Origin of the sequence: Mycobacterium vicinigordonae, from assembly GCF_013466425.1 — a bacterium.
In the GTDB taxonomy this organism is placed as follows: Bacteria; Actinomycetota; Actinomycetes; order Mycobacteriales; family Mycobacteriaceae; genus Mycobacterium; species Mycobacterium vicinigordonae.
Genome location: NZ_CP059165.1, coordinates 6,141,678 through 6,156,908, shown reverse-complemented (window position 1 = coordinate 6,156,908; position 15,231 = coordinate 6,141,678). Strand labels below are relative to the sequence as shown.

Here is a 15,231-nt window from a genome sequence, read left to right as displayed (position 1 = left end):
GTCGGACTAATTCAGCGATCGCAGCTTCGCCCCGCGTCCGCCGACCCAAGGGCGCGTCGTTCACCTACCGTATCTGCCGGGGCGCCGCCGTCACGGCCAGCGCCCTCGCAATTTCGTCATGCGCATCGATCAATGTCAACGCTTTGCCGCAGCCAGGCAATTCCTTCCGGGGCGGCTACGACATCGTGATCGCATTCGACCATGTCCTGAATTTGCCAGACCGTGCAAAAGTGGTGATGGACGGTACGACGATCGGTGTCGTGACCCATATCGCCGTCACGACGCATGAAGTCGACGTCACCTCGCAGATCGATTCCAGCATCACCGTGCCGTCGAATATCCATGCATCACTGCAGCAAGCCACCGTATTGGGTGATATTTACGTCTCTCTCGATCGACCCCAAGACGACCAGACGCCGGGCCCCGCATTGCGTCGGGGCGGGAAAATTCCGCTGACGCAGACCACCCCTCCGCCCATTCTGGAAGACACGATTGCGCATATGGCGAATTTCCTGTCCAGCGGGTCGATTCAGCGCATACAGAACACGATCATCGGCATCAACAGAGTCACGCCGGCCGGAGAGGGGACGGTGCGCAAAATTGCGTCCCAGGTCGCCAACGATCTCGGCGACCTGTCGGAGAACATGAATCTGGTGGACCAGTGGCTCGCCGGCCTATCCGCAACAACCGATGTCATGGCGAACCACATTCCGACATACCAGCGGCTGTTCTCCAAAGACGGCATGAGGGCCTTTGACCACATTTTCTCGGTCTGGGGCTACGTCGGAACGCTCCTGCCATCCATGGGCAGCGTGTACAGCAACGGCTACTGGTTGGTCCCGCTGTTTTCGTCACTGGGCAATGCGCTAGGTGCTTTTCAGCATTCCAAATGGGCCTTCGAAGAAGAGTGGCCGGCATGGCGGCAACTATTCACCGGTTCATTCCTTCCCGCAGACAAATATCCGGCGATCAACATCACTTCGATAATCGGGCCTGACGGGCGGGAGCTGTCGGGAAGGGTGCAGGACGTGTTACGGATCTTGGGTGCGACACCATGAGGTTGCGAGACCTGCTGTCGTTCATTGCATTCGGTGCAATGATCGCGTTTGCAGTCGGGTACATCGGCTCGCTCGGCATGCCGATCAAACCTCCCCCCGACCGGACCAATCTCTCGATGACGGTCGCAGATGTCAACGGACTCGTGGTGGGTTCGAATGTTCTGCTGCGCGGGGTCCCCGTCGGCAAGGTGAGTAACATCGCGTCGTCCGTCGACGGAGCAACTGTCAACTTCTATGTCGACGGCCACTTCCGGATCCCCGCGGATTGCGATGTGCGACTGGACAATCTGTCCGCACTTGGTGAGTCCTATATCGGCCTGATCCCGCGCCGTCCGGATGGGCCGGTCTTGCGCAACGGTCAGCACATCGCGCCGGACTCGGTGAAACAACCACCGTCGATAACGGAGCTTGCAGTCAGCGTCGTGCGGGTTCTGAACCAGCTCGACCCGAGTGCCGTCGAGCGCATGATCGGTGAAGTCGATACGGCACTGCCGCAGGCGAATTCAGTCTTGCCGAACCTTGCCCGTTCCGGGCAGTTGTTGAGAAACACCGTCGCCGATCTGCACGGCCACGGCAGGGTGCTGCTGGGCAATTTTCAGACTCTGTTGCGCAATGCCGGATGGCTGGGCCCCACGCTGGCCGGGGTCACACCCGGAGTTCAGGCGCTTGCCAAAGCTTCACAAGCAGTGGTCGACGGTGTGGGAGCCTTGGTCTACGACTACGGACACGGACCGGAAAACCTCTATCGGCTGGACCATTTGGTAGGCCGTCTGCAGAAGCTGATGGACAACAATGGTGGTGACTTCAGAGTGCTCGGCGAAGCGTTCCTGCCGAAGGTCAAAGGCATTGCCGGTGCACTGCTGAACTTCGACCCCAGTCAGATCCTGGCCAATATCTTGGCGGCACTGCCTGAAGACGGGGCGATCACGCTCCACGTCGCCGTACCCCAGAACTAGCCAGTCGGCCTGGCTGGCCGAACCGCGAATCAGAAAGGTACGCGATGATTGAAACTGCAGAACCCGATATTGTGGATGTGGTTGGGGACGAGGAGGATTCCGCCGAGACGGCGACAGAGGACGAGGCGCAGAGCGAGCCCACGCCGCGTACCTCGAAGCCCACAAGGCGCCAGCTCACGATTTCGCTGCGGGGCTTCGGGGTCGTTATGGCGATCGTCGCTGTTGTTGGAGTGATCGGCGTGCTGACTTGGTCCTATATGGGTGCGCAGCATCGGCTCGCGGAGCAGGTCCGTCGGTCTGAAAGCATCAGTCGCGCCGAGAAAGTCGCACTCGACTACGCGGTCGAGGCGGCGGCAATGAACTTTCAGGACCTGCCTGCATGGAGGACGAAACTCGTCGCCGGTACCAGCCCTGAGCTCAAGGACAAACTGACCAAGGCCGCGACATCGATGGAACAGATTCTCGTGCCCCTGCAATGGAATTCAACGGCGCGTCCGCTCATGGCCAAGGTGCGTTCAGTAAACGGTGGGACGTACGTCGTCGACTCTTTTGTGAGCGTGCTTACCAAGACCATGCAGGCTCCGGAACCGTTACAGTCCACGGCGACCTACAGCGTCACGATCGATAGCACCAAAGACTGGCAGATTGTCGACATCGGTGGCGTCGGCGACGCGCTGGGCAAGAAATAGGTCGCCGGCGGGACTGGGTGAGAAATGTCAACGTGCCGGAATCTAACGAATCGATCCGCGATTCGCAGGCGACTTCGTGCGCTCGTTTGCTCGCTAATTGTGTTGTCCTATTCGGCGACCTTGACGGGACCGATTTCCCGGGCAGACCCGGCTGAATACGACGCCTATGACAGGCCGGCTCAGCCGTTGTCGGTCATCACGCCCGGTCCGTCGAACTGGGTGCCGAAGTTCCCCTTCCCGTATGACCAAACGAGGGGAAGCGTCACCGAGGCGGACATCAATGCCGAGCGCGAGGCGTGCCAGTGGTTCAACGCGCAATACGAAGAATTGACCCGACAAATCAACGGGTTGCAGGCACACCGCATCACACCGAACGGGCCGGGCGTGATAACGGGTGCCGGTTCGGATTGGGACTATAGCGTCGGTGACCTGCAGCAGCAGGCGGACATAGTCACCACCAACATCGACCAGTCGGTGGCCTTCCTGGCGCCGCGGGTACAGGCGTTCACCAAGTCCTCAGACTTCGCCGACGACGCCTATTTTCCGCTCTACGAAGCCAAGAGCTTCTACCTGCTGTGGCAGCACCTGTCGAACGTCAGCGACGGCATCAAGAGCCATCAGCCGGACTGGTTCACCGGACCATCGGTGCAGCGAGTCCTGCGCTGGGGCAGCAGGATCCACCGTTCCCATGTCTGCCAGTGACAGACATGGATGACCGGCGGAGTGTGAAGGTGCGTATTTATCTCGGCATCCGGCAATTGGCGGTGGCGACTGCTTTGGCGATCGGAGCGACGCTGTCTTGCCAGACTGCAGTACACGCGGACCCGCCCGCCGACGTGCCGGTCGCTCCATTCCCGGACATTGAGTACATCTCGGCGTGGTACAACCAATTGGACCCGGACGGATTCTCCCTGCCCGGAGGTGTCTGGTTTTTGACACCCTCCGGCCTAAACTGCGGTATCTGGGACGGGGGTGGCTTCGGCTGCGCCGGCGACATCCCCGGGGCGCCGCCGGACGACACGCACATCGCGTGGTTCAACGGCAATCGTGCCGTACACCATGGGTGGACCGCCGCCATGCAATTTCCTGCCGGTCAAGCCGAGCGCACCCTGCCACGCCGCAGCTTCGTTAGCTACAACTCTACGACCTGTGCGATCACGCCCGACAGCAATACGTATTGCGGACACGGTGAGTTCAAGTTCCTGATCACCCCGGCCGGTACTTGGTTCAAAGGCTGGAACGATCGGCGCTCCTATGTTTGCAACGCCTACGGATCCTGTCCGCCTTGATAGTTCGACCATCAACCCTGCCGGCCGGCCGCCCCTGACCGGGGCATTACCCGAGGAGGTGAAGTGCACCCGTCGCTCAAAATTGCAGCAGCGATCCTGACCTTTGCGTCGGGGGCGAATCTGTCGGCACCGTCCGCGTTCGCCGATTCGGTCGCCACGGTGAAAGACGCGGTAGCGTCCATGCGCGCGGGCACGTCATGTCCACCGTTGCGCGACAACGCGATAGTCGAAGAGGCGGCCGACATCGTCAATCGATCGACCGACGACTACATCAACCACGCCGCAACGCATGTCCCGATCGACGACCCACTGCCCGGGTTGAAGGATCTCGGCTACGGCGGCAACAAGGCGTTCCGGCTGCAGGGTTCGCACAAGAATGCGGCCGATGCCTTGAAAGGTGTTCTGCTGGAAGGCTATAAGACCATTCCAGATTGTTCCTACAAAGATTTCGGGGTCAGCGTGCGGCAAAACGAAACCAACGGCTACACGCTGATTACAGTGATATTGGCGGGCGACAAATGATCTCTCTGCGGCCCGTGGCGCTCGCGTCGATCATGTGCGCCTCGCTTCTCCTGACGGCCCCGGCCGCCCGCGCTGACGACAGTGTGACGTATGAGGTTGTCTCACGTGATATCGCGAATGCGAATGTCGAATACTTCGACCACTCTCAGCGCAAGGTGCTGGAAGGCGTGCCGCTGCCATGGCGAACCAGCGTGGCGGTGATCGATGCCCACAGCGCCTCCACGGACGGCGCGGAGGTTCGCGCCGACTGGCGCAGCAGCATCGCGGCTTTGCCGGCATGGCGTCCCGGTCAGTGGGTCACGGTGCGAATCTATTACCGCTCCAAGATCATCTGCGAGAACACCCTCGATGTCGGCAATGCCGCATGCTACGGGAGCACGCCTTTCAGATCCTGAGTACCGTCGGTGCGATCAGGGAGTGACGATGATCTTGCAGTGCTGCTCCGGATCGGCCAGGTCCTCGAAAGCGGTACCGAGACCGTCGAGTCCGACCTCGCCGGTGATCATCGGGGCGACATCGATCTCGCCTTCGGCGATTGCGCGCAGCGACTCCGCGAATTCACCCGCGTCGTAGGCCAGGCTGAAGTGCAGGCTGATCTCCTTGGCGATGCCGAAAAATGGGTGCACCGTGTCGGGCTGGAGGCACACGCCGGCGACGACAATTCGGCTGCCCGGCGCTGCTCGGCGCATCACATCGTCGATGATGCCGGGTACCCCGACAGCCTCGAAGACGACTGCGGGCGCGACCGTGTCGAATGGTGAGCCTTGTGCAGGGTCGATCGTCTGATGTGCGCCCATGGCGCTGGCCAGCTCGCGTCGTTTCGGCGAAAAGTCGGCGCAGGCGATCGTTTCGATGCCGCGTGCACGCAGTGCGGCGATGATGGCGATGCCTATCGACCCGCAGCCCAGTACTAGCGCCGTTTCGCCGCGCTCGATTCCGGACCGGTTGACGGCATGCAATCCCACGGCCATCGGGTCGGTCAGGGCGGCATGCGTGGGAGGCAGGCCGTTGGGGATTGGCAGCAGCATCGGCGCCGAAAGCAGCATCCGCTCGGCGTAGCCGCCGATCGTGGCGTTGGAGTACACGAGTGGCTCAACGCCGTTGGGCGACAACAGCACCGGAATCGAAGTGACTAAAGTTCCGGGTCGATAGGTGTCGGTGTCGGGTCCGGCTTCGAGGATCTCGGTGCAGAATTCGTGTCCCATGAAGATGTCGCGATCGAGGTCGACTCCCATGCCCTCCTTCAAGTCGATCCCCATACCACCGTCGCCGGCACCACCCGTCATCTGCTCAGTTAAGGACAGCACGTCGGCGCCGTGGCTCGCGAAATGCAGGTCGGAACCGCATATCCCGCATGCGCGTACTGCGACCAGCACCTGGCCGGGGCCCGGCACAGGTTCGGGCACGTCGTCCCGGAAGTGCATCCGTCCGTTCCTGAGTACTGAGGCACGCATCAGCTCTCCCCACCTTCCGGGTCGGTTTTGGTATTGCGTTCGCGGTCGTCATCGACTTGCCGATGGGTAGGCCCGTTGCGTCATGGACGACGGCGAAGGGCAGGCCGCGAACTAAAAATAGATGATAGAAGAATATAATTGTAACTGGTAAGTAGTAGTAACTGTCGTATTGATGGCACCGGCGCGGCTAGCAGCTCCGGTGGGAACGGTAGTTAGGGCGCCGCCGACGCCAAGAACACGGCGTCGGCATCGGGGAAGCCTGATCGGGCCGTCGCGCCGCCGTCGACAACCAGCCTCGTGCCGGTAACGAACGCCGACTCTGCAGACGCTAGGTAAGCGGCGGCATTCGCCACATCTGCGGCGCTACCACGACGGCGCAACAGAGTTGCGGACTCGAACATCGGCCCGAGAACCGGGTGCTCGAGAATCGCTTCCTGAGCGGGGCCCGAAGCCATGAAGCCCACGGTGATGGAGTTCGCCCGGATGGCGTCGCCGCCCAGGTCTTGGGCCCATTGGCGAGTCATGGCGTCGAGAGCCCCCTTGGACGCGGAGTAGGCGCACATGTGGGGCACACCCGCGGCTCCCGCTACTGAGGAGATATTGACGACCGACCCTCCGCCCGATCGTCGGAGCAACGGGATGCAGTGTTTGGTCACCAAGAACGCGCCGTGCACCCCGACTTGGATGATGCGGTCGAATGCCGCGAGTTCAAGCTCTTCGCACCGCCCGTCGCCGCCCTGCTCGATGGCGTCGGTGGCCGCAGCGTTGTTCACCACCACATCCAGCCGGCCCCAATGACGATCGATGGTTGCGACCGCGTCGATCACGCTCGATTCGTTCGTGACATCAAGTGGGACCCAAAGAGCCTCACCTCCGTTCGCCTGGATCGCGGCCACCACCTGGTTGCCGGTGTCGGCCGACCGGCCGGTGATCGCGACCCGCGCGCCATCTTCGGCAAGTTGAGCTGCGATGGTGGCACCGAGCCCTCGTGTCGAGCCAGTGACGATCGCAACCTTGCCGCTGAGCCGCGGCTGCCGGCCGGGTAGCGGGGAAGCCGTGGCGGTCATGCGCCCGCCCCGATCTCCAGAACGCCCAATTTCGCAGGGGCCAAGAGTGTCTCGGCGCCCGATGACCGGCCCCAAGTCGAGTTGTCTGCTTCTGAAAGACGCTTCATACTAGGAGATACTGTCATAATTTTGCCCGTGTTGGCAAGGCTTGGGCGGCGAGTGCTTCGCGGTGCTTTGTCAGTCGGGTAGGTGCGGCATCTCCAGCCCCGGGTCACGGCCGACCAGCACCGCGCGGGTGAGCGCGGACTTCCCATAGCGACGGTGAACCTCGTCTATGGCGGCATCAACCGCGCGCGATTCTCCGTCGAATGGAAATGTCAGTTGTTGTGCGCCGCTGCGGTCGATACCTGATACCGCGAATCCGATTAGGGTGAGCCCCTTTTCGGCGATCAACGCCGCCCCGGCCGCGACTAGCCGTCGGGCCGCGGCCAGGATCGGCTGCGTCGACGACGTGGCCCACGGCATCGTCTGGGACCTGGTAGCCCGGGTGAAGTCGTCGAACCGCAATCGCAGCACCACAGTGCGACCGGTGCGCCCAGCGGCGCGCATCCGTCCGGTAATCCGGTCGATCAGGTTGATCACCACCGCGTCGAGTTCGGCGGGCGACATGGTGCCACCGGCGCGGCCGAGTGCTCGCTGGGCGCCGACCGATCGTCTCCGCACCCCGGTGTTCACCCGTCGGTGGTCGATGTTGCGCGACAGTGCGTACAGCTGATGGCCCATCGCATGACCGACCATCGAGCCGAGCATCGATTCCGTCAGCTCGGCGACCTGTGCGACCGTGGTGATGCCGTGCGCACCTAGCTTCTCGGCCGTCACCGCCCCCACGCCCCACAGCCGGCGCACCGGCAGCGGGTGCAAGAAGGCCAGCTCGCCGTCCGGTGGGACCAACAGCAGCCCGTCCGGCTTCGCCTCTTGGCTGGCCACCTTGGCCAGAAACTTGGTCCGTGCGACGCCGACGGTGATCGGCAGGCCGACCCGCCTGCGCACTTCGGCACGCAGTTGCGCGGCGACCTGCACCGGCGTGCCGGACACCCGGCCCAGCCCGCGGACGTCGAGGAAGGCTTCGTCCACCGACAGCGGTTCCACAAGTGGAGTGCAGTCCCGGAACACCTCGAAGACGGCGTCGCTGGCCTTGGAGTAGGCCCGCATGCGCGGCGGCACTACCACCGCCTGTGGGCACAGTCGCCTCGCCTGGCTCCCGCCCATCGCGGTGCGTACGCCGTAGGCTTTGGCCTCGTAGCTGGCGGCCAGCACTACCCCGCCACCGACGATGACCGGACGGCCCCGCAGTCCGGGGTCGTCGCGCTGTTCGACGGAGGCATAGAACGAATCCAGATCCGCGTGCAGGATCGAGGCCTCACCGCGCACGAACAGATGTTCGCATGCGGGTACGACAGCTACCGCGTCTGCCCGTAGATGCTGCTCACCCAGATGTGCACCAGGGTGTCCAGGACGCGCGCCTCGGGAACCGACGGCTGCTCGGCGGTAAATGAGGCAAACAGCGCGCGTTCGTTCATTAGGTTCAGTGCGGTCGCCAGCTCCAAACTGGGTAAGGTCTGCGGGGCCGCTCCACGGCTGCGCTCGGCGTCGATTCCCAACGCGGTGAAGGTGATCCACTTCTGCATAAAGTTCGACCAGAGTTCACGCAGCTCATGACCGGTCTCCCGAGCCGACATGCTGGCGCGGGTCACCGCCTTGTGGGACCCGAATGTCTCGAAGAAGACGTTGAGGGCCGTGCGCCACCTGGTCGCACCGCCTTCGGCCAGGTTCTCGGCCAAGCCCTGCAGCGCGGAGTCTGCCTCGTTGACCACCCGGTCCAGCAGGGTGAGCAGCACCGCCTCCTTGGAGGGGAAGTAAAAGTAGAAGGTTGGGCGCGAGATGCCGGCACCCTTGGCCAGGTCGTCGACGGAGACGTCGGCCAGCGACCGGTCTTCCAGTAAGCGCTCGGCGGTGGTCAGGATGGCGAGTTCGCGCTCGTCGCCGGATGGCCGGGCGCTGCGCCTGCCGCGCGGCAGTGGGCTGCGACTCGCGGTGGAGGAAGCCATCACGGCAGACTACACCGCGTTGAGAATGTCGACAGGATGTCGACAGTGCCTCAGCCGGCATTGCGGCTCCTGGCTGGGTAGTGCCGACGCGCGCCTGCGTGAAGGACTCGACACTTCGTTGACCCACTCGACACACCGTTGATAGCGTGGTTGCATGACTGAGCACCTGGACGTTGTGATCGTGGGCGCCGGCATCTCGGGGGTTAGCGCAGCCTGGCATCTACAGGACCGCTGCCCGACCAAGAGCTACGCCATTTTGGAGAAGCGCGCCGACATGGGCGGGACATGGGACCTGTTTCGTTACCCTGGCATCCGTTCCGACTCCGACATGTACACCCTCGGCTTCCGGTTCCGCCCATGGACCGAACGGCAGGCCATCGCCGACGGCGAGCCGATCCTGGACTACGTCAAGAGCACTGCCGCCATGTACGGCATCGACAAGCACGTCCGGTACCGCCAGAACGTCACCGGTGCGGACTGGTCGACCGCCGAGCGACGCTGGACTCTGCAGGTCGACAACGACGGCACACCGAGCACGCTCACCTGCTCCTTCCTGTTCCTGTGCAGCGGCTATTACAACTACGAGCAAGGCTATACACCGAGGTTCAACGGCTCCGAAGATTTCGCCGGGCCGCTCATCCACCCCCAGCACTGGCCGGAGGATCTCGACTACCAGGGCAAGAACATCGTCGTGATCGGCAGTGGCGCCACCGCCGTCACTCTTGTTCCCGCGCTGGCGAATTCGGGCGCGAATCATGTCACGATGTTGCAGCGCTCGCCCACCTACATCGTGTCGCAGCCGCAACGCGACTCGATCGCCGAGCGGCTCAACCGTGCCCTCCCTGACCGGGCGGCCTACACCGCGACGCGTTGGAAGAACGTGATCCGGCAGGCAGCGATGTACGGTGCGTGCAAAAAGTGGCCACGCCGGATGCGCAAGATCCTGATGGGGTGGGCGCAGCGTCAGCTACCCGAAGGCTACGACGTGCGAAAGCATTTCGGACCGCACTACAGCCCGTGGGACCAGCGACTCTGCCTGGTGCCCAACGGTGACCTCTTCCGAGCCATCAGGCACGGGAAGGCCGATGTGGTGACCGACACCATCGACAGATTCACCGCGACCGGTATCCGGCTGAACTCGGGCACCGAATTGCCGGCCGATATCATCGTCACCGCAACGGGTTTGAACCTGCAGCTATTCGGCGGCGCGACCACAAGCATCGACGGCCAACCGGTGGACCTGACCAAGACGACGGCGTATAAGGGCATGATGCTGTCCGGACTGCCCAACATGATCTACACCGTCGGCTATACCAACGCGTCGTGGACCCTCAAAGCCGATCTGGTGTCGGAATTCGCTTGTCGCCTGATCAATTACATGGATGACCACGGATACGAAACCGTTGTCGTGGACGAGCCGGCCGCCGATGTCGAAGAGCGGCCGTTCATGGAATTCACACCCGGATACGTGCTGCGTTCTCTCGACGAGTTGCCCAAGCAGGGCTCGCGGACCCCGTGGCGTCTCAACCAGAACTACCTGCGCGACATCCACCTGATCCGGCGCGGCAAGATCGGCGACGAGGGCCTGCTGTTCGCCAAAAAGCCTGCGGCGGTGACGGTTTAATTTGCAGCGATGACGACGATGCCGTCGTCATCGCTGTAGGCCACGTCGCCGGGCACGAAAGTGACGCCACCGAGCGTGATTTCGACGCCACATTCCCCGGCGCCGGTCTTGGTGCTCTTACGCGGGTTGGTACCCAGCGCCTTGATCCCGACGTCGATGCCGCTCAGCGCCGCGGAGTCTCGCACGGCACCATTGACGATCAGGCCTGCCCAGCCGTTGGAGCGAGCCAACTCCGCGATCAGGTCACCAACCAGCGCGGTGTGCAGGGACCCGGCACCGTCGACCACCAGAACCCCGCCAAAGCCCGGCTGAGAAAGCACCGATTTCAGCAATGCATTGTCCTGAAAGCAGCGGACCGTCGTAATAGGGCCGGCGAATTCCGCGCGGCCACCGAACTGGCGAAATTGCGTATCGCAGCTGCGCACTTCCGGGCCGATGTCATCGACCAAATCGGCCGTCGCACGGAATGAGACAGGCATGGCTCAGCGACGGCGCAACTGCCGGACCAACAGCAGCGCGAGCAGACTGAGCGTGACAGCAACCACCCACGGCACGGGCGATTGTGACGAACCGGGCTCGGGCCCCTCGGCGGGCAGCGGGTTCTGCGCCTTTTCGACAGTCGACTTTGCCTGTGCTGCAGCGTCTTTTGCAGCTTCCAACTGCCCGTTGGTTTCGGCGTGCTGCTGCAGGACGGCAGGTTTGTCGGCGGCGGCGGCCGGGGCTGGCGCCTCGAAAGGTGGCGGTGGGGGTTGGACCTTCTCGGCCGGCGCTTTCTTGGCCGGCGCTTTCTTGGCCGGTGCTTTCTTGGCCGGCGCCTTCTTGGCGGGGGCCTTCTTGGCCGGTGCCTTGGCAGCCTTCACGGGCGCCTTCTTGGCGGGCTGCTTCTTGGCAGGCGGGTTGGCGGCGGGTTCGCCTTCGGGTGGGTCTTGCGGATCTGCCATGCGGCCGCTCCTTTGCAGCGTTGAATCGTCACGTAGGGTCGCTGATCACTCCGGGTCCATCATGCCAGCCGCGTCCGGGCTGGTTACGGCCTGCGCCGCACCTGCCAGATCGCGACCACCGCGACGGCGGCAATGGCCCCGACCACAAACGGCCACGTGGGCATGTTGGGCTCTCGTTCGCCGGGGGCAGCGGTGTATGCCGAAGCGGCGGCGGCCGTCAGGACGGCGAATGCGGCCATGGCGGCCCACAGCAGCGCCAATCGGGCGATCAACCACCGCAGGCGCGCCACCTGCGGTTTCGCGCAAAAGACTTGTTCAGCCATGCCAGGTCAGCCGAGTCCGAGCCGGGCCAGCAGATCGCCCTCGATGCCGTCGAGTTGCGACGAGATGGCTGCGTGGGCGGCCCGACGCCGCTGGGTCGGCATGTTCTCGGCGGCGGTGACCGCCGCCGACAGATCAGCGAGCCGCGCACCGATCGCGGTGACGAACTCCTTGGTTTCCACATCCTTGGGCTTCTTGTCCGCAACCGCGCGCAGCGACTGTTCAGCTCCGGCGATCCGGGCCGACAGCCGAGCCCCGTGTCCGGAGAACTGCCCGATCTGAGCCAACGGGACTCCCAGCTGATCGGCCCGACGCTGGTCGATCAGCCCGCGCGCGGCAATTGCCGCCCGGTAGATCAGCGGCGTCAACACCGGCGCCAACAGCCGCGAAACCGTGAGCGCCCGGCGGATGCGGGTAGGTGAGAACACCTTGCCTTCGCGTACCGCCTTGAGTTCGGTCTCGGCGACCTTCAGCGCCGCCCGATCGCTGTCCTTCTGCGCTTTGAGTTGCGCCTTGAACGCCTTGTCGGCGGCTTTCTGGGCTGACTTGATGCGGCGCCGCTCGTTTTTCGCGGACAGTCTGGCCTCGAGCTTGGCGCGGGCCTTGATCGCGCGGGCTTCGGCGCGACGAGTCGCACGGCTCTTTCGCTTACGGAACAGGCCCATTCCCGGCCGCCTCCCGGTCTCTTGTGGACTATCGCGTGCGCATCCGCGAGCGCTGCGCCAACCCTAATCCGAGTACGCCGCCGGCAGTCCGTCAGGTCAGGAGTCCAGCCCCTCCGTGTGGCGCAGCTCCTCGATACGGTCCAGCACTTTTTGCTGCGCCTCGTGGGACAACCCGTGGACCCGGGCCGCGATGCGGCGCACTCCGTCGTCGCGCACCGTGGCAAAGAACTGCAACTCCTTGTCGAGCTTCTCGTAGTAGTCGTCATCGGTAAAGAAGGCGGGCTTGATGCGGAAGAAGTTCGCGAGCGCGGTCATGGTCGCCGACGAAGGGTTTGTGCGGTTGCCAGAGCGTAGCTGCGACAGGTAGGGAGCCGACATCGTGATGCCCTCCGCCTTGAGTGCCGCGATCACCTCTGCGGACGTGTGCGGACCCCGTCCGGGAGGGTAAACCGTGTCAAACAGGCGGTTCAGGCGGGCAGCGAACGTCGTGCTCATCGATATGACCTCCACCGGGCAATAAGACAAAACGGGTATTCCTAGTTATTTGCTGATCATGGTACCGACTTCCGTCGTCCACAACCAAGTGCAAACCTGCGGCTATCCGGTGCCAGGGTTGCGGGCGCCTGCGCTGGATATCCGCGCTGAGCACTCAAATGATAGGGCCGACTGCCCCGGAGTTGCCCGGATTCACAGGTTATCCGCAGAATACACCGCGAGAATGGGTGGAACGGCGCGGTGGCAGGACAATTGACGGTTGGGTCAGCCGCGTCGCGACAGACAGGGACGCCCCGCCTCGGGCAACCAGCCGACGAAGCGCAGGCCGCGATTGCCTACTTTGCTGTCTGGCGTCGGCGAGTCGCGCGGAGATCGGTGTGCGCGGTGTCGGGTGGGCTCGCCCGCTCAGCCAGAACGGAGGCTGCGGCGGGTCGGCGCTACCGACTTACGGACCGGCGCCGCACCGCCTGCGCCAGCGGATCTGCGAGAGGTGTCCGGCGCAATCGGCCGTACCCAGCGGGCACTACCGAGTTTGCGCAATTGCCCTGATCGGCGCCCAGCACCCGTTGGGCGCGAGACAGCGCATCGCAAAGCGGAGGGGATTCGATCTAGTGCATGGGGGGCGGCCGTCAGGCGGCCAGCAGCATCGCCAGAATCGCGGTGTCCGGGTGACTGATCGGGTCGACGCCGACCCGGCTCACCATCGAGGTGATGGTGCCGTCGGCTTCCGCCTCCACCCAAGCCGCCCGGTGCTCCAAGCCCAGATACGGCAGTCCGGGCAGCAGCACGCAGCCCGACGCCGCGCCGCTGCACTCTGGCAACGACGGCATGGTCTCCGACGGTGGATGCAGCATCAGCAGCGCCGGGGGCTGATGCTGCGCAAAGTACCCCGGTTGAATGGCCTCGTCGCCGAACACCGTTCCCTCGGCAAGCACCAGGCCGACGGTATCTGGCTGGGGCTCGTCGGGCAGTTCCTCGCGGGCGCCGAATACCGTTGTGGTGGAGAGCAATCCAGGCAGGGAGGCGACCCGGACCGCGACCATTAACAGTTGGGCCCATTCCTTGGTGGAATCGGGCCAGCGCCCAGAGATTACGAATCCCTTCAGGGCGCCACGAGAGTGAAAGGGAGCAACCCCGATAGGCCTACCCGTGCCGGCATCCATATCGCCCTCCGAACTGCCTTCATCCGAAGTAACCACGCTGGTAGCTCGAATTGCCAAAAGGTAAATCTAGCTTGAATAACCAAGAATGCGCGGGGTTTTCGTGGCACGCAACTCGACACGGCGACATCACCGAAAGCAACCGCAACATCGGGAAATGACCGAAAGTCCGGGAACGGCAAGGGCGCCGCGCCATCCGGCGCGACGCCCAAGTCGTTGCGGTGAGGATCAGGGGAAGATCAGCCCCGAGGTCTTCGAAGTGGCAGCGGCATAGCGGTCCTGGACATCGGCCCAGTTGACGACGTTCCAGAACGCCTTTACGTAGTCAGCCTTCACGTTCTTGTACTGCAGGTAGAAAGCGTGCTCCCACATGTCGACCTGGAGCAGCGGGATGATACCGAGCGGAACGTTCGCCTGCTGGTCGTAGAGCTGGAACGTCAGCAGCTTGTCGCCCAGGGTGTCGTAGCCCAGCACCGCCCAACCCGAGCCCTGCAGGCCGTTGGCTGCCGCGCTGAACTGGGCGCGGAACTTGTCGAACGAGCCGAACTGGTCGTCGATCGCGGCGGCGAGGTCACCGGTGGGCTTGTCGCCACCATTGGGCGACAGGTTCTTCCACCAGATGGAGTGGTTGACGTGACCGCCGAGGTGGAACGCCAAGTTCTTCTCGTTCAGGAAGATCGCGGAGTGGTCGTCCTTAGCTCGAGCTTCCTCGAGCTTTGCCACCGCGTCGTTGAGACCCTTGACGTACGTGGCGTGGTGCTTGTTGTGGTGGATCTCGTTGATCTGACCGGAAATGTGTGGTTCCAGTGCTGCGTAGTCCCAGTCCAAGTCGGGCAGGGTGTATTCAGCCACGGCATTCCTTCCTTCGATGAGCGGATCGTCTTGACGCATCGTTCGCGGGGTCCCGCCACGCGGCGGTCTGACCTATTCAACCCTGCTCCA

At 63.5% G+C, this 15,231-nt stretch carries 19 protein-coding genes; 8 read left to right on the top strand and 11 right to left on the bottom strand.

Annotated elements, in window-relative coordinates:
* Positions 1 to 128: 128 nt before the first annotated feature.
* The 7 genes from H0P51_RS27720 to H0P51_RS27690 all read left to right on the top strand — a co-directional run bounded on the left by H0P51_RS27720 (position 129) and on the right by H0P51_RS27690 (position 4,909).
* Positions 129 to 1,058 (top strand): MlaD family protein, encoded by a 930-nt coding sequence (locus tag H0P51_RS27720; protein ID WP_246398934.1) that lies wholly within the window; start codon positions 129 to 131, stop codon positions 1,056 to 1,058.
* Positions 1,055 to 2,014: an MlaD family protein gene (locus H0P51_RS27715; RefSeq protein ID WP_180915952.1), complete on the top strand. Its 960-nt coding sequence runs from the start codon at positions 1,055 to 1,057 to the stop codon at positions 2,012 to 2,014. Before H0P51_RS27720 ends, H0P51_RS27715 begins: the two co-directional genes overlap by 4 nt.
* A 44-nt stretch (positions 2,015 to 2,058) precedes the next feature.
* Complete coding sequence (locus H0P51_RS27710; RefSeq protein ID WP_180915951.1) at positions 2,059 to 2,703, top strand: hypothetical protein; 645 nt, start codon at positions 2,059 to 2,061, stop codon at positions 2,701 to 2,703.
* A gap of 24 nt (positions 2,704 to 2,727) precedes the next feature.
* Positions 2,728 to 3,405 carry a hypothetical protein gene (locus H0P51_RS27705; RefSeq protein WP_180915950.1) on the top strand — a complete coding sequence of 226 codons (678 nt, stop codon included), beginning with the start codon at positions 2,728 to 2,730 and terminating at the stop codon, positions 3,403 to 3,405.
* Positions 3,402 to 3,992, top strand: a complete 591-nt coding sequence (locus H0P51_RS27700) for a hypothetical protein (RefSeq protein ID WP_180915949.1) — start codon at positions 3,402 to 3,404, stop codon at positions 3,990 to 3,992. The genes H0P51_RS27705 and H0P51_RS27700 overlap by 4 nt, the downstream gene beginning before the upstream one ends.
* A gap of 63 nt (positions 3,993 to 4,055) precedes the next feature.
* The gene (locus tag H0P51_RS27695; protein ID WP_246398261.1) at positions 4,056 to 4,514 is read left to right on the top strand and encodes a hypothetical protein; all 459 of its coding nucleotides are present in this window, start codon (positions 4,056 to 4,058) and stop codon (positions 4,512 to 4,514) included.
* 14 nt (positions 4,515 to 4,528) lie between these two features.
* Entirely contained in the window at positions 4,529 to 4,909 is a 381-nt protein-coding gene (locus H0P51_RS27690; protein WP_246398259.1) for a hypothetical protein, read from the top strand.
* A 15-nt stretch (positions 4,910 to 4,924) separates the two neighbouring features.
* On the opposite strand, the gene H0P51_RS27685 is transcribed toward H0P51_RS27690, so the two are convergent.
* The 4 genes from H0P51_RS27685 to H0P51_RS27670 all read right to left on the bottom strand — a co-directional run bounded on the left by H0P51_RS27685 (position 4,925) and on the right by H0P51_RS27670 (position 9,083).
* The gene (locus H0P51_RS27685) at positions 4,925 to 5,968 is read right to left on the bottom strand and encodes a zinc-binding dehydrogenase (protein ID WP_180915948.1); all 1,044 of its coding nucleotides are present in this window, start codon (positions 5,966 to 5,968) and stop codon (positions 4,925 to 4,927) included.
* 212 nt (positions 5,969 to 6,180) lie between these two features.
* The gene (locus H0P51_RS27680; protein ID WP_180915947.1) at positions 6,181 to 7,035 is read right to left on the bottom strand and encodes an SDR family NAD(P)-dependent oxidoreductase; all 855 of its coding nucleotides are present in this window, start codon (positions 7,033 to 7,035) and stop codon (positions 6,181 to 6,183) included.
* A gap of 177 nt (positions 7,036 to 7,212) precedes the next feature.
* The gene (gene dinB, locus H0P51_RS27675) at positions 7,213 to 8,412 is read right to left on the bottom strand and encodes a DNA polymerase IV (protein ID WP_180919274.1); all 1,200 of its coding nucleotides are present in this window, start codon (positions 8,410 to 8,412) and stop codon (positions 7,213 to 7,215) included.
* 23 nt (positions 8,413 to 8,435) lie between these two features.
* Positions 8,436 to 9,083 carry a TetR/AcrR family transcriptional regulator gene (locus H0P51_RS27670; RefSeq protein ID WP_180915946.1) on the bottom strand — a complete coding sequence of 216 codons (648 nt, stop codon included), beginning with the start codon at positions 9,081 to 9,083 and terminating at the stop codon, positions 8,436 to 8,438.
* Between the two features lie 154 nt (positions 9,084 to 9,237).
* Between H0P51_RS27670 and H0P51_RS27665 the strand changes: the two genes are divergently transcribed.
* Positions 9,238 to 10,707, top strand: coding sequence for a flavin-containing monooxygenase (locus H0P51_RS27665; RefSeq protein ID WP_180915945.1), 1,470 nt, complete (start codon positions 9,238 to 9,240; stop codon positions 10,705 to 10,707).
* Here the strand turns inward: H0P51_RS27665 and rraA are convergent.
* From rraA to H0P51_RS27630, 7 genes are all read right to left on the bottom strand, one after another.
* The gene (gene rraA, locus H0P51_RS27660) at positions 10,704 to 11,186 is read right to left on the bottom strand and encodes a ribonuclease E activity regulator RraA (protein WP_180915944.1); all 483 of its coding nucleotides are present in this window, start codon (positions 11,184 to 11,186) and stop codon (positions 10,704 to 10,706) included. The two genes, H0P51_RS27665 and rraA, sit on opposite strands and share 4 nt — an antisense overlap.
* Before the next feature lie 3 nt (positions 11,187 to 11,189).
* A complete protein-coding gene (locus H0P51_RS27655) occupies positions 11,190 to 11,648 on the bottom strand; it encodes an Rv3852 family protein (RefSeq protein WP_180915943.1) in 459 nt (152 codons plus the stop codon).
* 83 nt (positions 11,649 to 11,731) lie between these two features.
* On the bottom strand, positions 11,732 to 11,971 hold the full coding sequence (locus H0P51_RS27650; protein ID WP_180915942.1) for a hypothetical protein: 240 nt from the start codon (positions 11,969 to 11,971) through the stop codon (positions 11,732 to 11,734).
* A 6-nt stretch (positions 11,972 to 11,977) separates the two neighbouring features.
* Positions 11,978 to 12,634, bottom strand: a complete 657-nt coding sequence (locus tag H0P51_RS27645) for a DUF6474 family protein (protein ID WP_180915941.1) — start codon at positions 12,632 to 12,634, stop codon at positions 11,978 to 11,980.
* A gap of 96 nt (positions 12,635 to 12,730) precedes the next feature.
* Positions 12,731 to 13,129: a helix-turn-helix transcriptional regulator gene (locus H0P51_RS27640; RefSeq protein ID WP_180915940.1), complete on the bottom strand. Its 399-nt coding sequence runs from the start codon at positions 13,127 to 13,129 to the stop codon at positions 12,731 to 12,733.
* Between the two features lie 629 nt (positions 13,130 to 13,758).
* On the bottom strand, positions 13,759 to 14,292 hold the full coding sequence (locus H0P51_RS27635; protein WP_180919273.1) for a peptidase: 534 nt from the start codon (positions 14,290 to 14,292) through the stop codon (positions 13,759 to 13,761).
* A gap of 225 nt (positions 14,293 to 14,517) precedes the next feature.
* Positions 14,518 to 15,141: a superoxide dismutase gene (locus tag H0P51_RS27630; RefSeq protein WP_180915939.1), complete on the bottom strand. Its 624-nt coding sequence runs from the start codon at positions 15,139 to 15,141 to the stop codon at positions 14,518 to 14,520.
* Between the last annotated feature and the right edge of the window lie 90 nt (positions 15,142 to 15,231).